Origin of the sequence: Acidovorax sp. 107 (assembly GCF_003058055.1) — a bacterium.
Lineage (GTDB): Bacteria > Pseudomonadota > Gammaproteobacteria > Burkholderiales > Burkholderiaceae_C > Acidovorax.
The window spans coordinates 4,446,916-4,470,203 of record NZ_QBTZ01000001.1 but is presented as its reverse complement, the minus strand read 5'-3'; the positions used below and the strand labels follow the sequence as shown (position 1 = coordinate 4,470,203).

20 protein-coding genes are annotated in these 23,288 nt (G+C 66.7%); 12 read left to right on the top strand and 8 right to left on the bottom strand.

Features of this window, described 5'->3' with window-relative positions; translation table 11 throughout:
- Window positions 1-2 precede the first annotated feature (2 nt).
- From C8C99_RS20865 to C8C99_RS20855, 3 genes are all read right to left on the bottom strand, one after another.
- Window positions 3-767, bottom strand: coding sequence for a spermidine synthase (locus C8C99_RS20865; protein WP_108626777.1), 765 nt, complete (start codon window positions 765-767; stop codon window positions 3-5).
- A complete protein-coding gene (locus tag C8C99_RS20860) occupies window positions 768-1,397 on the bottom strand; it encodes a DNA-deoxyinosine glycosylase (protein WP_233247274.1) in 630 nt (209 codons plus the stop codon). It lies immediately after the preceding gene.
- Between the two features lie 125 nt (window positions 1,398-1,522).
- Complete coding sequence (locus C8C99_RS20855) at window positions 1,523-2,371, bottom strand: TatD family hydrolase (RefSeq protein ID WP_108626775.1); 849 nt, start codon at window positions 2,369-2,371, stop codon at window positions 1,523-1,525.
- 147 nt (window positions 2,372-2,518) lie between these two features.
- Here C8C99_RS20855 and C8C99_RS20850 point away from each other — a divergent pair, with 147 nt between their 5' ends.
- The 4 genes from C8C99_RS20850 (at window position 2,519) to C8C99_RS20835 (ending at window position 6,702) form a co-directional block, all read left to right on the top strand.
- On the top strand, window positions 2,519-3,466 hold the full coding sequence (locus C8C99_RS20850) for a S1C family serine protease (protein ID WP_108626774.1): 948 nt from the start codon (window positions 2,519-2,521) through the stop codon (window positions 3,464-3,466).
- A 53-nt stretch (window positions 3,467-3,519) separates the two neighbouring features.
- Complete coding sequence (locus C8C99_RS20845; protein WP_108626773.1) at window positions 3,520-4,536, top strand: MoxR family ATPase; 1,017 nt, start codon at window positions 3,520-3,522, stop codon at window positions 4,534-4,536.
- 10 nt (window positions 4,537-4,546) lie between these two features.
- A complete protein-coding gene (locus C8C99_RS20840) occupies window positions 4,547-5,584 on the top strand; it encodes a DUF58 domain-containing protein (protein ID WP_108626772.1) in 1,038 nt (345 codons plus the stop codon).
- 71 nt (window positions 5,585-5,655) lie between these two features.
- Entirely contained in the window at window positions 5,656-6,702 is a 1,047-nt protein-coding gene (locus tag C8C99_RS20835) for a VWA domain-containing protein (RefSeq protein ID WP_056646584.1), read from the top strand.
- Window positions 6,703-7,572: 870 nt separating this feature from the next.
- On the opposite strand, the gene lolD is transcribed toward C8C99_RS20835, so the two are convergent.
- On the bottom strand, window positions 7,573-8,259 hold the full coding sequence (gene lolD, locus C8C99_RS20825; RefSeq protein ID WP_056646649.1) for a lipoprotein-releasing ABC transporter ATP-binding protein LolD: 687 nt from the start codon (window positions 8,257-8,259) through the stop codon (window positions 7,573-7,575).
- Between the two features lie 152 nt (window positions 8,260-8,411).
- Entirely contained in the window at window positions 8,412-9,665 is a 1,254-nt protein-coding gene (locus C8C99_RS20815; protein ID WP_108626770.1) for a lipoprotein-releasing ABC transporter permease subunit, read from the bottom strand.
- 80 nt (window positions 9,666-9,745) lie between these two features.
- Between C8C99_RS20815 and C8C99_RS20810 the strand changes: the two genes are divergently transcribed.
- Together C8C99_RS20810 and recJ are read left to right on the top strand one after the other, a co-directional pair.
- A complete protein-coding gene (locus tag C8C99_RS20810; RefSeq protein ID WP_108626769.1) occupies window positions 9,746-10,708 on the top strand; it encodes a phosphoglycerate mutase in 963 nt (320 codons plus the stop codon).
- Entirely contained in the window at window positions 10,705-12,429 is a 1,725-nt protein-coding gene (gene recJ / locus C8C99_RS20805) for a single-stranded-DNA-specific exonuclease RecJ (protein WP_108626768.1), read from the top strand. Before C8C99_RS20810 ends, recJ begins: the two co-directional genes overlap by 4 nt.
- Window positions 12,430-12,441: 12 nt before the next feature.
- Here recJ and C8C99_RS20800 read toward each other — a convergent pair whose 3' ends face one another.
- Together C8C99_RS20800 and C8C99_RS20795 are read right to left on the bottom strand one after the other, a co-directional pair.
- Complete coding sequence (locus tag C8C99_RS20800) at window positions 12,442-14,238, bottom strand: methyl-accepting chemotaxis protein (protein ID WP_108627255.1); 1,797 nt, start codon at window positions 14,236-14,238, stop codon at window positions 12,442-12,444.
- Window positions 14,239-14,554: 316 nt separating this feature from the next.
- Window positions 14,555-16,345, bottom strand: coding sequence for a methyl-accepting chemotaxis protein (locus tag C8C99_RS20795; protein WP_108626767.1), 1,791 nt, complete (start codon window positions 16,343-16,345; stop codon window positions 14,555-14,557).
- A gap of 189 nt (window positions 16,346-16,534) precedes the next feature.
- Between C8C99_RS20795 and C8C99_RS20790 the strand changes: the two genes are divergently transcribed.
- Window positions 16,535-17,392: a 3',5'-nucleoside bisphosphate phosphatase gene (locus C8C99_RS20790; RefSeq protein ID WP_056641722.1), complete on the top strand. Its 858-nt coding sequence runs from the start codon at window positions 16,535-16,537 to the stop codon at window positions 17,390-17,392.
- A gap of 98 nt (window positions 17,393-17,490) precedes the next feature.
- Window positions 17,491-18,126: an L-threonylcarbamoyladenylate synthase gene (locus tag C8C99_RS20785; RefSeq protein WP_056641719.1), complete on the top strand. Its 636-nt coding sequence runs from the start codon at window positions 17,491-17,493 to the stop codon at window positions 18,124-18,126.
- Window positions 18,127-18,253: 127 nt separating this feature from the next.
- Here the strand turns inward: C8C99_RS20785 and C8C99_RS20780 are convergent, their stop codons facing one another.
- Window positions 18,254-19,402 (bottom strand): methyl-accepting chemotaxis protein, encoded by a 1,149-nt coding sequence (locus C8C99_RS20780; protein WP_108626766.1) that lies wholly within the window; start codon window positions 19,400-19,402, stop codon window positions 18,254-18,256.
- 236 nt (window positions 19,403-19,638) lie between these two features.
- On the opposite strand from C8C99_RS20780, the gene C8C99_RS20775 reads away from it, so the two are divergent.
- The 4 genes from C8C99_RS20775 (at window position 19,639) to C8C99_RS20760 (ending at window position 23,194) form a co-directional block, all read left to right on the top strand.
- Entirely contained in the window at window positions 19,639-20,307 is a 669-nt protein-coding gene (locus C8C99_RS20775; RefSeq protein ID WP_108626765.1) for a site-2 protease family protein, read from the top strand.
- Between the two features lie 56 nt (window positions 20,308-20,363).
- Entirely contained in the window at window positions 20,364-21,668 is a 1,305-nt protein-coding gene (locus C8C99_RS20770; RefSeq protein ID WP_108626764.1) for a tryptophan--tRNA ligase, read from the top strand.
- A gap of 219 nt (window positions 21,669-21,887) precedes the next feature.
- Entirely contained in the window at window positions 21,888-22,148 is a 261-nt protein-coding gene (locus tag C8C99_RS20765; protein WP_056641706.1) for a hypothetical protein, read from the top strand.
- Between the two features lie 47 nt (window positions 22,149-22,195).
- Complete coding sequence (locus C8C99_RS20760; protein WP_108626763.1) at window positions 22,196-23,194, top strand: formylglycine-generating enzyme family protein; 999 nt, start codon at window positions 22,196-22,198, stop codon at window positions 23,192-23,194.
- Window positions 23,195-23,288 lie beyond the last annotated feature (94 nt).

Below are 23,288 nucleotides of genomic sequence, written 5' to 3'. Positions count from 1 at the left end.
TTTCAGGGCTTCACGGGCTTGAACACCCGCAGCCATTTGGAAGTGGGCAGGTCCCAGCGCGCCTGGATTGCCTCGGCCTTTTCGGCCAGCTCCGCGCGCTTGGGCCGCGTGGGTGTGCGCTGCGCCAGCACCACCGTGTTGCCTTCGCGTGTGGGCTTGAACGCCCACAGCGCATCGTCGCCAAACGCCTGCGCCATGCTCTGCAGGCTGCGGTCAAAGCTCGACGCGCGGCCAAACAGGTTCACGGTCATGCAGCCCGTCTCCGTGAGCAGCGCGCGGCAGTCGGCATAAAAGTCGGGGCTGTCGAGCACGGGGGCCGCAGCCTCGTGGTCGTACAGGTCTACGGCCAGCGCATCCACCGTGCCCAGCCACATGGGGTTCTGGATCTCCTTGGCCGCATCGGCCAGCACCACGCGCAGTTTGGGGCCGTCGGGCGGCAGCTTGAACCACTGGCGGCACACAGCGAGCACCTGCGGGTTCAACTCAATGGCGGTGGCGCAGATGCGCAGCTTTTTGTGGCAGAACTTGGTGATGGCACCAGCCCCCAGGCCCAGCTGCATGGCATGGCCCTTGGACACCTGCGCCAGGTCAGCGAACAGCAGCCAGGCCATCATGCGCTGCACGTATTCCAGCTCCAGGGCAAAGGGCTCGTCGATGCGCATGGAGCCCTGTATCCAGGGTGTACCCAGGTGCAGGTGGCGCACTTCGCCGTCGTCAGACACGCTGACTTCGGGCAGTTCTTGCAAGGTTTCTTTTTTACGGGCCATTCACAGCAATCCGTGCCGGGCCATCACATCGGCCCAGGCGGTCAATTTACGTTCAAAACTCCAGGAGGCGTTGGCCGGGCTGGTCGATGGCAGGCGCACGGCCTCAATGGGCCGTGCGCCTGACTTCCCCACATCATGCGGCAAGAGCGTCGGCTGCCCGGCGGCACCCAGCGCGGCAAGCGCCGCCGGCGCGTGCCGGAAACTCTCCGCACCGTTGTGCGCCAGCGCAGCCAGCTGGGGGCACACGCTGCGCAGCGCGGCAAAGTCGTTGAGCCGGGCATTGCGGATGCTGGTGTCCAGGCTGCCCTCGCGCTCGCAGCTCTGGTACACGTCCCACAGCCCCAGGCCGCGATCCAGCAGCCAGGCGCAGCGGTCCGCATAGCCATCCTGCCCCGCTGGGGGCAAGGGATGCTGGGGCCACAAGGCCTGCAGGATCTTCCAGAAGTGGTTCTGGGGGTGCGCGTAGTACTGGCGGGCTTGCAATGACGCAGCCCCCGGAAAACTGCCCAGCACCAGCACCACGGTGCGCGCACCTGCTACCGGCGGCAGGCCCAGCCAGCGCGCGGACGGACCGGAGGCGTCAGGGGTGGAGGCCAAAGAGGGGCCGGCTGCAACAGGGGCTGGGGACATGGGGCAATTTTGGCCCCAAAGGACCGTCAGCCCCGTCTGGCGGACCAAAAAAGATAGCTGTCGGCCCTTTGCCACAGGGCATCAAGCTCTCAAATTTCTCCCCATTCATCTTTCTTGTCGGTCTCTCATCCGCCCTGCGATGGCCGCGCGTCTGCCAGCAGACTCTCCAGCCGGGGCAACGCGGCCAAGGCATTGGCCCTGGTGCTGCCAGCCAGCGCCGGCACAGACTCGCCGCGCAACTGGGCCACCACGGCCGCAATGCCGGGTAGCTCCCCCGGGCTGTTGCGGCCCTGGGGCTGCCCGGCAGCGCGCTCTGCGGCGGTGGTGTAAAGCCAGTGGGGTGGAATGTCGGGTGCGTCGGTCTCCAGCACCAGGGCGTCGCCGGGAAGTTCGGTGGCCAGGCGGCGCAGCTGCAGGGCGCGGTCATAGGTCACCGCACCGCCAAATCCCAGCTTGAAGCCCAGGCCAATGAACGCCTGCGCCTGCTGCAGGCTGCCATTGAAAGCATGGGCGATGCCACCGCGCACCGGCACATCCCGCAGGCCTTTGAGCAGCTTGTCGGCAGAGCGTCGCACATGCAGGATCACCGGCAGGTCAAACCGCCGGGCCAGCTGCAGCTGCGCGCGGTAAAACCGCTCCTGGCGCACCGGGTCGAGGCCCGGCACAAAATAATCGAGACCAATCTCGCCAATCGCCACCAGGCGCGGGTCAGCATGGTGCTGCTCCAGGTACCGGGCCAGATGCTGCAGGTCCTCCTCCTCGGCGCGCCCTGTGTAGAGGGGATGAATGCCCAGCGCATAGCTGTCCCCATGCTGGTGCGCCAGCGCCCGCACGGTGTCCCAGTTGCTGCGCTCCACCGCCGGGATCACGCAATGGCAAACGCCTTGCGCCGCCGCCCGGGTGCGGACGGCGCCGCGGTCGGCATCGAACTCGGGGGCGTCGAGGTGGCAGTGGGTATCGATCCAGGCGGTCATGCACCGATGATGCCCGATGCAAGCTGCAGCGGCCGCTGTCGCAGGGGGTGGTGGGTCTGTGTAGCCCTGCATGTGCATTTGCCGGCAAACCGTGCTACTGTCATTTGCGTGCGCCAGGCCCTGGCGTGTACGAGCAAAGGTGACAGGATGCCCCGGCCCGCCCTCTACAGCAGCTCCCGACCCGCCCGCAATCGCACGCCTGCGGCGGTGGATGCCACCGAAGCCGCGGCCCACGCAGCGCTGCCTGCAGATGATTCTGCGGCGACAAGCGCCGCCACCGCAGCCGCTACGCCCCAGCCACCCCGGGCATTCAAACGCCAGCTGGTCGCCCTGTGGACCATCGTGGTGCTGTTGGTGGCCTTGCTGGTAGCCAGCGCCTGGCACAACACCCGCAGCCCCGCCCGCAAGATCACCCAGGACGACATCGACGCCGCAGTGCTGCGCACGCTGGAGACCACCACCCCGCCCTCTGCCGCCGCGCGGGCTGTGGAGAGCATCGGCCCCTCGGTGGTGCGCGTGGTGGGCTACGGGCGCAGCAAGAACGGCAAGGAAGAGGTCGAGCGCGGCATTGGCACGGGCGTGGTCATCGTGGACAAAGGCGTCATCCTGACCAATCTGCATGTGGTGGCGGGCTCAGACCGCATCGGCATCACCTTCTACGACGGGCTGGAGACCACGGCCAGCATCACCGGCGTGCAACCCGAAAATGACCTGGCCGTGCTGCAGGCCCACAAGGTACCTGACGACCTGGAAGCCGCCACCCTGCGGTCCACACAGAACCTGCGCCCGGGCGACCATGTGGTGGCCGTGGGTTTTCCCTTTGGCATCGGCCCCTCGGCCTCGGCGGGCGTGGTGTCGGGCCTGCAGCGCGAATTCACATCGCCGGAGGGCAAGCGCCAGCTCAGCAACCTGATCCAGTTCGACGCGGCAGCCAACCCGGGCAACTCCGGCGGCCCGCTGGTGACGCTGGACGGCGAGGTGGTGGGCATCGTCACCGCCATCCTCAACCCCACCCAGGCGCGCACCTTCATCGGCATCGGCTTTGCGGTGCCCATTGAAAACGCGGCGTCCGCCGTCGGCATGCCCCCGTTCTGAACGTACAACACACCACTATCACCATCTTCCCACCCATCATCGCAAGGAGCCCCATGTCGTCCAGCACATCGCCCAATGCATCGAACGCTGCCACCGCCACGCTGATGGAACAGGTGCTTTACGAGGTCAAACGCGTGGTGGTCGGGCAAGACCGTTTTCTGGAGCGCGTCATGGTCGCCATGCTGGCCCAGGGCCACCTGCTGGTCGAAGGCGTGCCGGGCCTGGCCAAGACGCTCACCGTGAAGACGCTGGCCAGCACCATCCAGGGCAGCTTCAAGCGCATCCAGTTCACACCCGACCTGGTGCCCGCTGACTTGGTGGGCACGCGCATGTACAACCAGAAGACCGGCGAGTTCAGCACCACGCTGGGCCCCGTCTTTACTCACCTGCTGCTGGCCGACGAAATCAACCGCGCCCCGGCCAAGGTGCAGAGCGCGCTGCTGGAGGTGATGCAGGAGCGCCAGGTGACCATTGCGGGCGAAACCCACAAGGTGCCCGAGCCCTTCCTGGTGATGGCCACGCAGAACCCTATCGAGACCGAAGGCACCTACGCGCTGCCCGAGGCGCAGGTGGACCGCTTCATGATGAAGGTGCTGCTGGGCTACCCGACCGAGGAGGAAGAGTTCGTGATCGCCCAGCGTGCACTCGATGTGCCCGTGCAGGTACTGCCCGTGGCCACCACGGCGCAGCTGGCGGCGCTGCAGGCCGAATGCCGCACCGTGTATGTGGACCCGTCGATGCTGCAGTACGCCGTGAAGCTGGTGGCTGCCACGCGCGAGCCCGCACGGCATGGCCTGAAGGACCTGGCCGGCTACATCAGCTGCGGCGCCAGCCCGCGTGCCACCATCGCCCTGGCCGAGGGCGCGCAGGCCCTGGCCATGCTGCGCGGGCGCAACTATGTGCTGCCCGAAGACATGGTGGACCTGGCCGCCGATGTGCTGCGTCACCGTGTGGCGTTGTCGTACGAGGCACTGTCCGAGGGGCTGGATGCCGACGCGCTCATCCAGCGCATCATGGCCAAGATCCCGGCACCGGCGCGCCCCTTGCACCACGAACAAAAAGTCGCTTGAGTCCCTCGCCATGACCCGCAAGCCGCCCGCCACATCCGCCACGGTGCACACCCTGCCCACGCTGCCCGGGCAGGCCGACCGGCTGCTGCGCGAGCTGGAGTGGAAGGTGATCCGCCGCCTGGACGGCCTGCTGCAGGGCGACTACCGTACGCTGATGCGCGGCAGCGGCCTGGACCTGACCGACCTGCGCGAATACCAGCCGCACGATGACGTGCGCCACATCGACTGGAACGTGACCGCGCGGCTGAACACGCCCCATGTGCGCGTGTTCACCGAAGACCGCGAAATGTCGGCCTGGTTTCTGCTGGACCTGAGCCCGTCCATCAGCTTCGGCCCCACCGGCCATGCCAAGCGCGACATCCTGACCGGCTTTGTGGCTGTGCTTTCGCGCCTGCTCACCCGCCACGGCAACCGTGTGGGCGCCGTGCTCTATGGCGGCGCCAGCCCGCAGGCTGCGCGCGCGGTGGACGTCGTGCTGCCCCCGCGCAGCAGCCGCGCCCATGTGCTGCACTTGGTGCACAAACTGCTGCCCTCCAAAACCCCTCTGCCGCCGCACAAGACGGGTGGCGGCGCCACGGAGCTGCACCGGCTGCTGCAAACCGGTCTGGCCACGCTCAAGCGCCGGTCCACGGTGTTTGTGGTGTCCGACTTCATCAGCGCGCCTGGCTGGGAAAAGCCCCTGGCCCAACTGGCCCAGCGGCATGACGTGGTGGCCGTGCGCCTGCTCGACCCGCTGGAGCTGGAGCTGCCCGATGTGGGCCTGGTGACGCTGCGCGATGCCGAAAGCGGCGAACAACTGCAGGTGGACACACACGACGCGGGCTTTCGCCGCCGCTTTGCCCAGCTGGCCGCCGACCGCGAGGCCGCGCTGCGCGAGGGCCTGACCCGCGCAGGTGCCGACACGCTGGAGCTGTGCACCGACGACGACCTGGTCGATGCCCTGCTGCGCTTCATGGACCTGCGCCAGCGCCGGGTGCGGGCGCACAGCACCGCTCTCGTCCCCGTATCGGCATCCGCAGGCCCTGCCGCACAGGCTGCCGCTGCCTGACCGATCGATGGATTGATTAATTAGTTAATCACCCGCCGCGCACGCTGTACTCGCCACCAAGGACACACACCATGGTTTTTCTCTGGCCCACCCTGCTCTGGCTGCTGCTGGCGGTGCCCCTCTTGGTACTGCTGTACTGGTGGCTGCTGCACCGGCGCAAGAAAACAGCGCTGACCTACTCCAGCCTGTCCCTGGTGCGCGAGGCCATGGGCCCCGGCCAGCACCTGCGCCGCCACATCCCGCCCGCGCTGTTCCTGCTGGCCCTGGTGGCCCTGCTACTGGCCGCCGCACGTCCCCTGGCCGTCATCACCCTGCCCTCACAGGACCAGACCATCATGCTGGCCATGGACGTGTCGGGCAGCATGCGCGCCGCTGACGTGGAGCCCGACCGCATCACCGCCGCCCAGAACGCCGCTAAGGCCTTCATCGCCGACCTGCCGCGCCATGTGCGCGTGGGCATCGTGGCCTTTGCGGGCAGCGCCCAGCTGGCCCAGCTGCCCACCCAGAGCCGTGAAGACCTGGTCAAGGCCATCGACAGCTTCCAGCTGCAGCGCGGCACGGCCACGGGCAACGGCATCATGCTGTCGCTGGCCACGATCTTCCCCGACGCGGGCATCGACATCGCCGCGCTGGGCGGCCGCCAGGCCATGCGCCCCAGGCCCATCGAAGAGCTGGGCAAGCAACAGGACCCCGCCAAGACCTTCACGCCTGTGGCCCCGGGCTCCTACAACTCGGCCGCCATCATCATGCTGACCGACGGCCAGCGCACCACAGGCGTGGACCCGCTGGAAGCCGCCAAGTGGGCAGCCGACCGAGGGGTGCGTGTGTACACGGTGGGGGTGGGCACGGTGCAGGGGGAGACCATTGGCTTTGAGGGCTGGTCGATGCGGGTGCGGCTGGATGAGGAAACGCTGAAGGCGGTGGCTGCGCGGACCAATGCCGAGTACTTTCATGCGGCGACGGCAGCAGACCTGAAGAAGGTGTATGAAACGTTGAGTTCGCGACTGACGGTGGAGAAGAAAGAGACGGAGATTTCGTCTTTGCTGGCGTTATTGGGGGCGGTGCTGGCGTTGGCGGCGGCGGGGCTGTCGGTGTGGTGGTATGGGCGGGTGATGTGATTTTTTGGTGATTTTGGCCGGATGCGCTAGTGGGATATGCGCTGGTAGCTATTGATTTTGTAGTGTTTGGCTGCGTGGGCTGATATGGCCGCATGCCTTTGTTGAGGGCGGAGGCCGGGAGTCGCCCGGCAGGCGAGTCCCTTTCTTTCGCGTCGCCGAAAGAAAGGAACCAAAGAAAGGGCGACCCCACTGTCTGCGTCCCCTGCGCTTCGCTTCGGGGCAACCTGCGGTGCTCGGGTTTGGCGGGGTCTCGCTCGAACTCGCTGCGCTCAGACAATCGCGAGCCCTGATCCGCCAAACCCTGCGCTCCTCGGCGCATCCAGAGGGGCAAAGGGAACAGAACATCCACACGGGCCTTTGCTGCGCTCGGCCCATTCTCGCGGGCGCAAGCGCCACGCACTGCGCAGCCTGGGCCGAGCGAAGCAATGGCCCGAATGGATGTCCGGCTGTTGGATGTTCGGCTGTCCCACCCCTGCTGGCTGCGCCTGCGGCGGGGCGGTTGCGGGGTGGCATGGGCGTCGAAGCGCCCGTGCTTCGTGAACTGACTCGCCGCAGTTGTTTGAACGAAGCGCGCCAGCGCGAAGTGAGTTCTGCGGCGCACCCCGCAACCGACACTCCGCAGGTTTGCCCCTTCGCTCCGCGAAGGGGTCGCAGACTGGGGGTCGCCTTTTCTTTGGTGACTTTCTTTTGGCGAAGCAAAAGAAAGTTACTCGCATGCCGGGCGACTCCCGGCCTCCGCCCTGAAAACAGGCATACCTTCCAAACCAGCACGCCCGTGCTTCGACCAGCTCAACCCGAACGGACAGGGCAAGAACGAGCTATAAAAACAATAGCTTTCAGCGCTTTATGAATAAGCGCCAGAGCCCAAAATCACCCCAAAACCCCAGACACCAACCTCATCACCCGGTCACACCGCGCCGCCAGCGACTCATCGTGCGTCACCATCACAAACGCCGTACCCTGATCCCGCGCCAACTGCAGCATCAGGTCGAACACCCCATCCGCAGTACTCCGGTCCAGATTGCCCGTAGGCTCATCCGCCAGCACACAAGCCGGCCGCGTCACCAACGCCCGCGCAATCGCCACCCGCTGGCGCTCACCGCCCGACAGCTCGGCCGGCCGGTGCATCAGCCGTTCCTTCAAACCGACCGACGCCAGCACCCGCTCCGCCTCGGCATGGCACTGGGCTAGTGGCAGGCGGCGAATGCGCAGCGGCATGGCCACATTGTCTAGCGCGCTGAACTCCGGCAGCAGGTGGTGGAACTGGTAGATAAAGCCCAGATGCTGGTTGCGCAACTGCCCCTGGCGCTCCGCTGACAGCGACGACATCTCCTCGCCCTTCAGGCGCACGGTGCCCGCCGTGGGTGCATCCAGCCCGCCCAGCAGGTGCAGCAAGGTACTCTTGCCCGAGCCCGAGGCACCCACAATCGCCAGCGTTTCGCCCGCATGGATCTGCAGGTCCACGCCCTTGAGCACGGTCACATCCAAGCGGCCTTCGGTAAAGCGTTTGGTCAGGCCCTTGGCTTCCAGCACCACGGTGTTGTTTACAGCATTCATCTCAGTGATCCATGGCATGAAACTGGCGCTCGCCAGGTCGGGGCGGCCGCGCAAGGGCCGCCCCGCCGCGCTGGCTGCGTCCCTCTGCCCGCATTGCGCAGCAATGCGAGAGCGGGGGGAAGACGCGGAGCGTCTCAGGGGGGTGTTTCTCATCATTCATAACGCAGCGCCTCGGCAGGGTTCACACGGCTGGCGCGCCAGCTGGGGTACAGGGTGGCCACAAAGGCCAGCACCAGCGAGATGACCGCAATGGGCACGATGTCGCTGCTCTGCGGCTCGCTGGGCATCTTGCTGATGAGGTAGATGTCCTTGGGCAAAAAGCTCGCGTTCAGTGCACGCTCGATGGCCGGCACGATGACGTCGATGTTGAAGGCGATGCCCAGGCCCAGCAGCAGGCCGACCAGCGTGCCGATCACGCCCACCATCGCGCCCTGCACCACAAAGATGCCCATGATGCTCTTGGGACTGGCGCCCAGCGTGCGCAGGATGGCGATGTCGGCGCGCTTGTCGGTCACCGTCATCACCAGGGTGGAGACCAGATTGAACGCTGCCACGGCCACGATGAGCGTGAGGATGATGAACATCATGCGTTTTTCGAGCTGCACGGCGGCGAACCAGGTGCGGTTTTGCTGCGTCCAGTCGCGGATCAGCAGCTGGCCGCTCAGGGTCTGCGCCAGCTGCTGCGCCACCTCGCGGGCCTGGTGCAGGTCCTTGAGCTTGAGGCGCACGCCCGTGGGGCCTTCCAGGCGGAAGATGCGCTGCGCGTCCTCGTGGTGCAGCAGCACCAGGGCCGAGTCGTATTCGTAATGGCCCGAGTCAAACGTGCCCGCCACCGTCATTTGCTTGAGGCGCGGCACCACGCCTGCGGGCGTCACCTGGCCGGCGGGCGCAATCAGCGTCACCGGGTCGCCCACCCGCACGCCCAGGGCACGCGCCAGCTCGCCCCCCAGCACCACGCGGAACTCGCCGGGCACCAGCAGGTTCAGCGTTTTCTCGTTGGTGGCGGCCAGGTCGGTCACCGCGCCCTCCAGCGCCGGGTCAATGCCGCGCACCAGTGCGCCCTTCATGTCTTCGCCGCGCGCCAGCAGGGCTTGGGCCGCCACAAACGGCGCGGCCCCGATCACGTTCGGGTTCTTCTTGGCCTCGGCCAGGGTCAGCGCCGGGTCGGGCAGTGCGGCCCCCAGGGGCGCAAAGATCTCGATGTGCGAGACCACGCTCAGCATGCGATCGCGCACGTCTTTCTGAAAGCCGTTCATCACCGACAGCACGATGATCAGCGCCGCCACCCCCAGCGCGATGCCCAGCATGGACACGCCCGAGATGAACGAGATGAAGCCGTTGCGCCGCGTGGCGCGGCCCGCGCGGGTGTAGCGCCAGCCCAGGGCCAGTTCGTAGGGAATTTGCATGGATATGGGAAGAAGGGCCTGCGCGGTGCGGAATGCGCGCCACAGGCGGGGCAGATTGTGGCATCCCGGACAATAGAGGGATGTCGGACACCACCCATTTGCTCATTCCCTACGCCGCCAGCGCCTCGCCGGGATGCCAGCAAGCCCAACAGGGCCTGGCCCTGCCCCACCTGGACCGGCTGCTGGCCCGGCTCAGCCCCCACCCCGAATACAACGACACCGGCGAAGAAACCAGCTTCTCCGCCCCCCACGAACGTGCCGTGGCCCGCGCCCTGGGCCTGCCCGCGCAGGACGGCCGCATCCCCTGGGCGGCCTGGCACCGCCACCAGCAAGGTCTGGCCACCCACGGCGAGGCATGGGCCTTCGTCACCCCCTGCCAGTGGCAGGTCAGCACCGACCACGTCACCCTGCGCGACCCGGCGCAACTGGGCTTGGACGAAGCCGCATCGCGCGCGCTGCTGGCCATCGTGGCGCCCTGGTTTGCCGAGGACGGCATCACCCTGCACTACGACCAGCCCACGCGCTGGCTGGCCAGCGGACCGCTGTTTGCCGACCTGGCCACCGCGTCGCTGGAGCGCGTGCTGCTGCGCGACGTGCGCGCCTGGATGCCCGATGCCAAACAGGCCCGCACCCTGCACCGCCTGCACAGCGAGATGCAGATGCTGCTGTACACCCACGCCTTCAACGAGGAGCGCTCTGCGCAGGGGCTGCCGGTCGTCAACTCGTTCTGGGTACACGGCACGGGCGCACTGGCTGGCCCACCGCCCGCCACCCCATCCCCCCCACTGCCCCACATTCCTACCACTTTGCGGGACGCCGCCTTGCGCGACGACTGGCGCGCCTGGGCCAGTGCCTGGGCAGCGCTGGACGCTGGCCCCGTGGCCGACCTGCTGCGCCGTGCCGAAAGCGGCAACACCGTGCAGCTGACCCTGTGCGGCGAACGCAATGCGCTGGGCTTCCACACCGCTCCACGCAGCCTCGTGCAGCGGTTTCAAGGCCTTTTTCGCCCCATGCGCTTGTCGAATATGCTGGTGCAGCTATGAAAATAATAGCAAGAGACATTCCGCCCCGCGCCGCCTGGGCGCTGGAGCAGGCCGGTGTGCACCCGCTGCTGGCGCGCCTTTATGCCGCGCGCGGCGTGCGAGCCAAGGACGAACTGGACGACGGCCTGGGCCGCCTGCTGCCGCCCAGTGGCAACCAGGGCTTGAAGGGCATTGACGCGGCCGCCCGCCTGCTGGCCGATGCCATGGCGCAGAACAAACGGCTCATCATCGTGGCCGACTACGACTGCGACGGCGCCACCGCCTGTGCCGTGGGCGTGCGCGGCCTGCGGCTGCTGGGCGCCCAGAACGTGGACTACCTGGTGCCCGACCGCGTGACCGACGGCTACGGCCTCACCGCCTCGATCGCCCGCCGCGTGGCCGAGCGGGGTGCCGACATGCTCATCACCGTGGACAACGGCATCGCCAGCGTGGACGGCGTGGCCGAAGCCAAGGCGCTGGGCCTGCAGGTGCTGGTGACCGACCACCACCTGCCCGGCCCCGAACTGCCGGCGGCCGACGCCATCGTCAACCCCAACCAGCCCGGCTGCCCGTTCGAGAGCAAGTCCATGGCCGGTGTGGGCGTGATGTTTTATGTGCTGCTGGCGCTGCGCGCTGAACTGCGGGCACGCGGAGTCTTTGACGCCGCCAGCCAGCCCAAGCTCGACCCGCTGCTCACGCTGGTGGCGCTGGGCACCGTGGCCGACGTGGTCAAGCTCGACGCCAACAACCGACGCCTGGTCGCCCAGGGCTTGAAGCGCATCCGCGCGGGGCAGATGCCCGCAGGCATCGCCGCACTGTTCCATGCCGCCGGCCGCAAGGCGCCCGTGGCCACCACCTTCGACTTTGGCTTTGCCCTGGGCCCACGCATCAACGCCGCAGGCCGCCTGGCCGACATGACGCTGGGCATCGAATGCCTGCTGACCGACGATGCAGGCCGCGCTGCCGAGCTGGCCGCCACACTGGACGGCATCAACCGCGAGCGCCGCGACATCGAAAGCGGCATGCGCGAACAGGCCATGCTGATGGCCGAGAGCCTGTTTGACGAGAGCGAGGAGCCCCCGCCCGCCATCAGCGTGTTCGACCCCGACTTTCACGAAGGCGTGGTCGGCATCGTGGCCAGCCGCATCAAGGACAAGCTGCACCGCCCCACCTTCGTGTTTGCGGCCAGCAGCGCGCCGGGCAAGGAGCATGAGCTCAAAGGCTCAGGCCGCTCCATCCCCGGATTTCACCTCCGCGACGCGCTGGACCTGGTGGCCAAGCGCCACCCGGGCGTGATCCTGAAGTTCGGCGGCCATGCCATGGCCGCGGGCTGCACCGTGGCCGAGGAATCATTCGATGTGTTCGAGCAGGCCTTTGCCCAGGTCGCGCAGGAATGGCTGGACGCCGCCACCCTCACCCGCCGCATCGAGACCGACGGCCCGCTGGCCCCTGAATACTGCCGCGCCGACATCGTGGACACCCTGCACCGCGAGGTCTGGGGCCAGGGCTTCGCGCCCCCCACGTTCAGTGAAGAGGTGCAGATCGTGAGTCAGCGCCTAGTGGGCGAGGCCAAGAACCACCTGTCCCTCAAACTGATCCACCAGGGCAGCCCCGTCGATGCGATCTGGTTCGGTCACACCGAGCAGCTGCCTGCCCGCGTTTTGCTGGCCTTTCGCTTGGATGTGAACGAGTGGAAGGGCGAGCGGAAGGTGCAGTTTCTCGTCGAAGGGGCGCAACTGTAGGCCCGTGCCTGCTCAGAAGCTCTCCCAATCATCATCGCTACCCCCGGCTGTCGCGCGGGGTGCGGCTGATGGCTGATGCGCCGCCTTGGGCGCTGGGGCGGCTGCAGCGGAGGCCGGCGATGACAGCCGGGCTGCCGCTGGGGCTTTGGGTGCCTTGACCGCAGCGGGCCGGTTGCCCAACGCAGCCGAGGCGGTGGCAGCGGGCCGAGGCGCGGGCGCCGGTGCTGCAGCCCGGGGCGCTGCTGCAGGAGCCCGGGTGGCCACGGCCCCCACGTTAAACACCGACACCGCTTGCGCCAGGTGCTGTGCCTGGTCGCGCATCGAGGCGGCTGCGGCCGTGGACTCTTCCACCAGTGCCGCGTTCTGCTGTGTCATCTGATCGAGGTGCGTGACCGCCTGGTTGACCTGCGCGATGCCGTCGCGCTGTTCTGTCGAGGATGCCGTGATCTCGCCAATCAGGTCGCTCACGCGCTGCACGCTGGCAACGATCTCTTCCATGCTCTGTCCGGCCTGCGCCACCTGGGCCGAACCCGATTCCACGTTCTCTACGCTGGCACTGATCAGGGTTTTGATCTCCTTGGCTGCCTCGGCGCTGCGCTGGGCCAGGCTGCGCACTTCGCTGGCCACCACGGCAAAGCCCCGACCCTGTTCGCCCGCACGGGCCGCTTCCACCGCAGCGTTCAGCGCCAGGATGTTGGTCTGGAAGGCGATGCCGTCGATGGTGCCGATGATGTCGCTGATCTTGCGGCTGCTGTCGGTGATCTGCTGCATGCTGGTGACCACCTGACCCACCACTTCACCACCCCGCGCTGCCGCCTGGGCCGCCGTGCCAGCGAGCTGGTTGGCCTGGCGGGCCGTGTCGGCCGACTGGCTCACCGTGGCTGTGAGCTGCTCCATGCTGGCTGCGGTTTCTTCCAGGTTCGAGGCGGTCTGTTCGGTACGCGCCGACAGGTCGTGGTTGCCGTTGGCAATCTCGATGGATGCGGACGACACCGAATCCACCCCCTGGCGCACCTCGCTCACCACACCTCGCAGCTGCGCCGACATCGTCGACAGCGACCGCAGCATGTGACCAAACTCGTCCTTGCGGGTGGATTGCAGTTCGCGCGTGAGATCACCTGCCGCAATGGCATCGATGGTTTCCACCGCTTCGTTCAGCGGCAGCGTGATGGAGCGCACCAGCTTCCAGGCCAGGAACAGGCCGGCCGCCATCAACACCATGGAGCTGATGATGCCGGTGATGGCGTAGTCGATGCGGCGCTGGGTGGCGTCGGCGCGGATCGCGTCGCGGCGCTTTTCGAGCGTGCCGACAAAGTCGTCCTGCGCCTTGAGGTATTTCGCGACCAAGGGGGCAAATTCGTTGTCCGCATAACGCTGGGTGGCTACGGCATCGCCCGCGCCCTTAAGCTCCCAGGTCTTGGCAGTGGCTGCCAGCACGGCCTTGCGGGCCTCCAGCACCTTGTCGAGCGAGGCTTTTTCCTCGGGCGCGGTGGCTCCTGCCACGATGCCTTCCTGCACCTTGTTGATGTTGCCAATGATCTCCTTGACCTTGGCGCCGTACTGCTCGGCCAGCACCGAATCGGTAGTGACCGCTCCGCCGATCACCATGGTGACGGCGGTCTCGGTGGCGCCCCGCCAGCGCACGGCGGCCGAGATGCGGGCCTCGATCTCGACCACGGCGTCCATGGCCGCCGTCATTGAAGAGTTGCCCCGGTTCTGCGCAAACGCAGACAGAAGCAACATGGCGATCATGAGCCCCAGAAAAGCGCTCCACAGCTTGCGGGAGACGCGGATATTGTCAAATTGCATGGTTTGTTTTTCCTCGTGGACCGGTGATGCTTCCATGTTCTGCGCATAGCGCGCAAGAAACATTCGATTACATCAATGACAGGTCATAGCCTACGCCAGCCAGAGGCACTGGCGGATTTGCGCCCCACCGGGGAAAACCCGCATCGCAAACACGCCAAAAATTCGCGCATGAAAATACATGAACGAGGGCCGGAGCGCACAGCCTGGCGGCGCTGGCGTGTGCGCACGCCCTGACCCGGATCACCCCTTATTTCGCACGATCAGTGCCGTGGCAGGGCTAAATCCAGCGGCCTTCGGGACACATGACCGCCAGGGATCAGAAACTTTCCCAATCGTCGTCCCCGCCCTTGGCTGCTGCCTTCGGTGCAGGGGCTGCCGACTGCGCGGCTGTTGGAGCCGGTGCCTTGGCCGCGGACAGGCGCGCCGGGGCGGGCGCAGGGGCCTTCGGGGCGGTGGCCGACGCCACGCGAGGCGCGCTGACCGTTGCCTTGGCCACGGCGGGCCGAGGTGCAGGCGCCGGTGCTGCAGCCCGGGGCGCTGCTGCAGGAGCCCGGGTGGCCACGGCCCCCACGTTAAACACCGACACCGCTTGCGCCAGGTGCTGTGCCTGGTCGCGCATCGAGGCGGCTGCGGCCGTGGACTCTTCCACCAGTGCCGCGTTCTGCTGTGTCATCTGATCGAGGTGCGTGACCGCCTGGTTGACCTGCGCGATGCCGTCGCGCTGTTCTGTCGAGGATGCCGTGATCTCGCCAATCAGGTCGCTCACGCGCTGCACGCTGGCAACGATCTCTTCCATGCTCTGTCCGGCCTGCGCCACCTGGGCCGAACCCGATTCCACGTTCTCTACGCTGGCACTGATCAGGGTTTTGATCTCCTTGGCTGCCTCGGCGCTGCGCTGGGCCAGGCTGCGCACTTCGCTGGCCACCACGGCAAAGCCCCGACCCTGTTCGCCCGCACGGGCCGCTTCCACCGCAGCGTTCAGCGCCAGGATGTTGGTCTGGAAGGCGATGCCGTCGATGGTGCCGATGATGTCGCTGATCTTGCGGCTGCTGTCGGTGATCTGCTGCATGCTGGTGACCACCTGACCCACCACTTCACCACCCCGCGCTGCCGCCTGGGCCGCCGTGCCAGCGAGCTGGTTGGCCTGGCGGGCCGTGTCGGCCGACTGGCTCACCGTGGCTGTGAGCTGCTCCATGCTGGCTGCGGTTTCTTCCAGGTTCGAGGCGGTCTGTTCGGTACGCGCCGACAGGTCGTGGTTGCCGTTGGCAATCTCGATGGATGCGGACGACACCGAATCCACCCCCTGGCGCACCTCGCTCACCACACCTCGCAGCTGCGCCGACATCGTCGACAAGGCCCGCGTGAGCACACCCAACTCGTCCTTGCGGTCATCTTGAAGATCCAGCGTGAGGTCCCCTGCCGAGATGGCTTCGGCCAGCACCACTGCCCTATCGAGCGGGCGGGTGATGGAGCGCACCAGCAGGGCCGCCAACAGCATGCCCAGGGCCACTACAGCGATGGCCGCTGCAGCCCCGATGAGAACGAGGTTGCCGCGTGTGTCGCGGGCAGCCTGCACCGCAGCATCGCGCTGCCGCTCTTGCACCGCCACGAATTTGTCGATCGACTCCAGGTAGGCCACCACCTTGGGGCGGTAAACCTTCTCTACATAGGCTTGCTTGGCGGCTGCGTCGCCGGCGTCGGTTAGCTCCTTGAGCTTGTCGGTCTGGCCACGGACATCGGCACGTGCGGCGGCCACTGCAGCGAGTGCCGCCTTGTCCTCAGGGGACACCGCCGCCTTGTTGATCTTTTCCTGCACCGGGGTGATGCGTGCGGTGAGCGCCGCCACCCGGGTATCAAAATCTGCCTTGAGGGCCTGGTCGGTGGTCACAAACCCGGCCATCGACATGGTAACGGCCACTTCCGCCAAGCCACGCCAGCTGACTGCCGTGGTGATGGCCGACTCGTACTTGTTGACGGACTCTTCGGTCGCAGCAGTTACCTGCCGTCCATACCACTGTGTCCAGACGGCGGCCACCAGCATCAGCGCCAGCAAACCAAGAATCACGCTCCACATCTTGTGGGCGACGCGCAGGTCATTGAATTTCATGGTTGCTCCTGATGCTCTGCGAGAACCGCAAGGTTCCGCGTTGTTATTGTTTCTTGCCCGAGGGAAACCACAACCTCATCGTTGATGTTAGCCCCGGCTGAACACCCACCGACAACGCACAGTGTAGATGTAACAAGTGTTAATGGATTCCGTGGGGCGCGTTATCAGTACAAGCCCTAAAATGAATCGGTGACCTCCATCCTCAACGCCGACCTGCACTGCCATTCCGTCGTTTCCGACGGAACCCTCACGCCCGAAAACCTGGCCGCGCGGGCCAAAGCCAACGGGGTCGAGCTGTGGGCGCTGACGGACCATGACGAGATCGGTGGCCAGCACCGTGCGGCAGCTGCCGCCCGCGCCCAAGGCATGGCCTATCTGACGGGCACGGAGATTTCGGTCACCTTTGCCGACACCACCGTCCACATCGTGGGCCTGGGCTTTGACCCTGACGACACCCAGCTGGCCCAAGGCCTGGCCGCCACACGCGGCGGGCGCGGCGAACGGGCGCAAGAGATGGCAGCCCAGCTGGCCCAGGTGGGCATCAAGGGCGCCTACGAAGGGGCGCTGCAGTTTGTGGGCAACCCGGCACTCATCTCGCGCACACATTTCGCGCGTTTTCTGGTCGAAACCGGCGTATGCAAAGACACTTCCGAGGTGTTTCGCAAGTTCCTGACCGAAGGCAAACCCGGCTATGTGCCCCACCGCTGGGCCAGCCTGGGCGACGCCGTGCGCTGGATCACGCAGGCCGGGGGCATGGCGGTGATCGCCCACCCGGCCCGCTACAAGTTCAGCGCCAATGAAGAATTCGCGCTGTTCTCCGAATTCAAGCAGCATGGCGGGCGCGCGGTCGAGGTCGTCACGGGCAGCCACAGTGCGGCCGAATACGTGACCTATGCAGACATGGCGCAGGAGTTTGGCCTGGCCGCATCGCGTGGCAGCGACTTCCACAGCCCCGACGAATCGCACACCGACCTGGGTACGCTGCCGTTGCTGCCCGGCGCATTGACCCCCGTGTGGGAGCTGCTGTCCGACCGGATTTTGCGATGACGGCACGCGCCGCATCGGGCGCACCGGCGTCCAGCAACCGCCCCGTGAAGGGTGGTGCCCAGGTGCGCTGCTCCCTGCATCATTGAGAACCAGCCCCTATGGCCCAGTATTTCGAAGCCCATCCAGACAACCCGCAACCCCGGCTGCTCAAGCAGGCCGCGCTGTTGCTACAAAAGGGCGGCATCGTGGCCGTCCCTACGGACTCCAGCTACGCGCTGGTCTGCCACCTGGACGACAAGGACGCGGTGGACCGCCTGCGCCGCATCCGCCAGGTGGACGAAAAGCATCACCTCACGCTGCTGTGCCGCGACCTGTCGGAGCTGGCCAACTATGCGCGGGTGGACAACCGCCAGTACCGCCTGCTCAAGCTGGGCACCCCGGGGCCGTACACCTTCATCCTCGAAGCCACCAAGGAAGTGCCCCGCCGCGTGAGCCACCCTTCGCGCAAGACCATTGGCCTGCGGGTGCCCGACCGCAAGGGCCTGCAGCTACTGCTGGAGCTGCACGGCGCCCCGCTGCTGGCCACCACGCTGATCCCTGCGGGCGAGACCGAGCCCCTGAACGACCCGCAGGAAATCCGCGAGCGCTATGAAAAGCTGGTGGACGCCATCGTGGATGCCGGGGCCTGTCCGCTGGAGCCCACCACGGTGGTGGACCTCACCCCCATGGGCACTGGCGGCGACCCGGTGGTGGTGCGCGAAGGCCGGGGCAGCGTGCAAGCATTGGGGTTGTAAAAGCCCGCTGAAAAGCGGCGCAGCGCTCAACGCAGTCGCTGCCAAGGGCCCGCGCCACCATGGAGCTGGCTCTGCCAGACCGTCCGTGGTGCCCCCTGAAAGCGAAGCCGCGCAGCGGCCCAGGGAGCTACAGCTTGAACGCTCCGACCGCCTGCTCCAGATCGCGTGCCTGCGCCGACAGCGCTGACGCCGTGGTTACCGCATGTTGCACCAGCGAGGCCGTCTCCTGCGTGCCGCCATCCATGTGTGACACCGCCACGTTGACATGGCTGATGGCCTCGCTCTGCTCGCGCAGGGCGGTGGAGATTTCACCCAGCAGCGCGCTGACTTGGCCCACGGCGCCGACGATCTCTTCCATGGTCTTGCCTGCCTTGCCCACCTGACCGGCGCCGCTTTCGACCTGTTCGACCGACGCGCTGATCAGCGCCTTGATCTCGCGGGCCGCCACTGCGCTGCGCTGGGCCAGATTGCGCACCTCGCTGGCCACCACCGCAAAGCCACGGCCTTGTTCGCCGGCACGCGCGGCCTCCACGGCGGCGTTGAGTGCCAGGATGTTGGTCTGGAAGGCGATGCCCTCGATGACCTGGATGATGTCCACGATCTTGCGCGAGCTGCCGCTGATGGCCTGCATGGTCTGCACCACTTCGCCCACCACCGAGCCGCCCTGCTCGGCAATCGCCGACGCCTGCACGGCCAGGCCGCTGGCCGAATGGGCACGCTCGGCGTTCTGGCGCACGGTGGCCGTGAGCTGCTCCATGCTGGCCGCCGTCTCGGTCAGGGATGACACCTGGTCTTCCGCGCGGCGCGACAGGTCGGTATTGCCGTGGCCTATGTCCGCCGCCGAGGCGGTGATCGAATCGGTGCTTTGCTTGATGCGGGACACCAGGTCGGTCAGCGTGTCCTCCATGGTGCCCAGCGCGCCCAGCAGGCGGCCAAAGTCCCCTTCCAGGTCGGAGTTGAACTCCTGGCTCAGGTCGCCCGAGGCCACGGTTTCGGCAATCAGGATGGCCTGGTTGAGCGGCGCCACGATGCTGGCGCGCAGGCTGAGCATGGCCACCAGGGCCAGCGCAAACACCACCACACTGCAACCAATGACCCAGGTGCGCGCACTTTGCAGCTGCGCCAGGGCCGCCTGGGCCGGTGGCGTGGCGCCCTGCAGCGCCTGCTCGGCACCACCGATGCCAGACAGCGCCATCACCATCAACAGCAGCACGACCAGTGCGAGGCCGCCAAACGCCAGCAACAGGCGCGTTCCGATCTTCAAGTTGTTCCACATGGCTTCAGTGTCTCCAGGCCTGTTGTACGTCGTTGTGGGAGGGGCCGCCGCACAGGACCACGCGCCGTGTGTCGCGGTCCGCGGGCAAGAGGCAGATGCTAGCAACGAACACCCCCTGAGAAAGCCCTATCGGCATACGTACAACCCACAACAGCGCCCGGCACCATCGCATGCGCACACGCGCAGCGTCACCCTTGCAACGCCGGGGACAGCGGAGCGTCTGAGACAATCCCGGCGTGGACACCTCCAATCTCATCCAAACCGTTCTGATCTACGCCCTGCCGGTGCTGTTTGCCATCACCGTGCACGAGGCGGCCCATGGCTACGCGGCACGCCACTTTGGCGACAACACCGCGTACATGATGGGGCGCATCACGCTCAACCCCTTCAAGCACATCGACCCGGTCGGCACCATCCTGATGCCGCTGCTGCTGTACTTTGCGACCTCGGGCGCCTTTTTGTTCGGCTATGCCAAGCCGGTGCCGGTCAACTTCAGCAATCTGCGCAATCCCAAGAAGCACATGGTGTGGGTGGCCCTGGCCGGGCCCGCGTCCAACTTCATCCAGGCCATCGCCTGGGCCGTACTACTGGTGGTGCTGGTGGGCACGGGGATCGAGGAACGCTTCTTTCTGGAAATGGCGCGCGCCGGGGTCATGGTCAACCTGGTGATGTGGGCGTTCAACCTGTTTCCGCTGCCGCCGCTCGATGGCGGGCGCATCCTGGTAGGCCTATTGCCCTGGCGGCAGGCGCACATGGTGTCGCGCATCGAGCCCTGGGGCTTTTTCATCGTGATGGGCCTGGTGATTGCCGGGGTAGTGGGCACGCTGTGGCTGCGCCCCCTGATGGCCGTGGGCTACACCGCCATCAACCTGTTGCTCACCCCGCTGACGGCCTTGCTGCGCTGAGCGCAGCAGAAACCTGCCACTTCCTGTTCATTTGATTTGCTGAGTTCTTGTTTCCCATGAGCACCACCCGTTTTCTCACCGGCATCACCACCACTGGCACCCCCCACCTGGGCAACTTCGTCGGCTCCATCCGCCCCTCGGTGGCGGCCAGCCTCACGCCCGGCGTGCAGAGCTTTTACTTTCTGGCCGACTACCACGCACTCATCAAGTGCGAAGACCCGGTGCGCATCCAGCGCTCCACGCTGGAGATCGCGGCCAGCTGGCTGGCCGCAGGGCTCAACCCCGAAAAGGTCACCTTCTACCGCCAGTCCGACATCCCCGAGATTCCCGAACTGACCTGGCTGCTGACCTGCGTGACCGGCAAAGGTTTGCTGAACCGCGCGCACGCCTACAAGGCCAGCGTGGACAAGAACACCGCCGCCGGGCGCGAGCAGGACGACGGCGTGACCGCAGGCCTGTTCATGTACCCGGTGCTGATGGGCGCGGACATTTTGATGTTCAAGGCCCACAAGGTGCCGGTGGGCCGCGACCAGATCCAGCACATCGAGATGGCCCGCGACATGGCAGCCAGCTTCAACCACCTGTACGGCGAGCACTTCGTGCTGCCCGAAGCGGCCATCGACGACCATGTGGCCACACTGCCAGGGCTGGACGGCCGCAAGATGAGCAAGAGCTACGACAACACCATCCCGTTGTTCAGCTCGCGCGCCCAGCTGCAAAAGCTCATCGGCGGCATCCTGACCGACTCGCGTGCGCCCGGCGAGGCCAAAGAGGTTGAAGGCTCGGCCCTGTTCCAGATCTACCAGGCCTTCGCCACGCCCGAAGAGACCGAGGCCCTGCGCAAGGCCTATGCCGATGGCATCGCCTGGGGCGACGCCAAGCACCTGCTGCTGGAGCGCGTGGACCAAGTGATCGCCCCCATGCGCGCACAGTACGAGGAGCTCATCCACAACCCCGCCCGCATCGAGCAAACCCTGCTGGCCGGGGCCGAGCGCGCCCGCGCGCTGGCCACGCCCTTCATCCGCGAACTGCGCAGCGCCGTGGGCCTGCGCAGCTTGGTGCAGGCCAGCACGGCCGCCAAACCGGCCAAGGCTGCCAAGACCGCCCTGCCCGCTTTCAAGCAGTACCGCGAGGCCGACGGTAAGTTCTACTTCAAGCTCGTGGCCGCCGACGGCCGCCTGCTGCTGCAGAGCACGGGCTTCGACGCACCCAAGGAGGCCGGCCAGGCCATTGCCCAGTTGCAAAAGGACAGCGCAGCGCTGCAGACACTGGCCCCGCGCCTGGCACCGGTGGACGGCGTGGACGCCGCCGAAGTGACGGCCGCCCTGCAGGCGCTGGCCGAAGCCGCCGCAGCTGCATAAGCTGCGCGACCGGTCCGTCGCGGCACCGGACAAGAGGTCGCTCATTTTTCAATAGCAATCAAGGCATATACAGATTGCGCCTCTGGCCTGAATGACTACAAATCGAGTGCGATACAGCCGCCCGTGCACCCACCCACGCCCCCTCCTGAGGGGCACCGGCCGCCCAGCAGGGCGCACATGTGCGTAAACTGGGTTCCCTGATCTGCTCGGGAGACTCCCATGAGACTGCTGTGTGCCTCGATGTCAGTGCTGGCCTTGCTGGCCGGTTGCAATGCCACCAACCCCTACGGCCCCTCGGGCCCCATGGCCTCGGGTCGCGACCGCACCTTCAGCGTGCCAGTCTATGGGCCCGACACCTCTCAAGCGTATGCGGCGGCCAGCCGCGAATGCCAGCGCATGGCCCTGCACGCCAAACTGCTGCGCAACGACGGCTCGCGCCTGGTGTTTGAATGCGTGAGCGAGTTGCAGGACAAGCCTTGAGGCCAGCCGCCCCACCAGCATGCCGCCGCTGGGCGAGCGCTGCGGTCTTGCTGGCGCTTTCTGCGCTGATCGTAGGCTGCCAGCACACGCCGTCTACCCCTGCAGGCACGGCCACGTCGCCCTGGGTCAACAGCCTGGGTATGGCCTTTGTCCGTGTGCCTGCGGGCACTTTCTGGATGGGGGGCGTGCCGCCCGTCGAGGCGCTGGAAAAGACCTTCCCGCAGTTGGAGCGCAAGCGCCTGACCGATCTGGCGGACGAATCGCCAGCGCATGAGGTGCACATCACCCGCGACTTTTACCTCGGCCAGCATGAGGTCACCGTGGGGCAGTTCCAGCGCTTTCTGGAGGCGTCCGGCTACCGGCCAGAGTCCGAGGCCGACGGCACTGGAGGTTATGGCTACAACCCCGCCTACGACCCGGCCACCACACGGCGCGGCGATGCGTTTGAGGGGCGCGATCCGCGCTACTCGTGGCGCAACCCCGGCTTTGCGCAGGGCCCGGACCACCCCGTGGTGAACGTGACCTGGAACGACGCGCAGGCCATGGCCCAGTGGCTCAGCCGCACCGAGGGCCACCGCTACCGCCTACCCACCGAGGCGGAGTGGGAATACGCCTGCCGTGCGGGCAGCCGCAGCCTGTACCCCCATGGCGACAACCCGCAAGAGCTGGTGTCTGCCGGCAACACCTTCGATCAGGCTGCGGCCCCGCAGTGGCCACGCTGGCACCAGCAAGCGCTGGCAGGCAACGACGGATACGCCTTCACAGCGCCGATAGGCCGCTTTGCACCCAATGCGTTCGGGCTGTACGACATGCTGGGCAACGCCTGGGAGTGGACGGGCGACTGGCATGGCGACACCTACTACGCCGAGTCCCCACGCAATGACCCCACCGGTCCTGCAGAGGGCAGCGTGCGCGTGCGCCGGGGCGGCTCGTGGCACACCTGGGCGCTGTACGCTCGCTGCGGTTACCGCAACTGGAACAGCCCGGAGACCCGCTACACACTGGTCGGCATGCGGCTGGTGCGCGAGATCGACGCCGCACCCTGACGGTTGTCACCATGGATTCGGGGCGGCAGGTTGTCGTTTGGACAGGGAGAACCGTGCGCACCAGCGCCCTGAACGACGATGCGCCGGAGCTCGC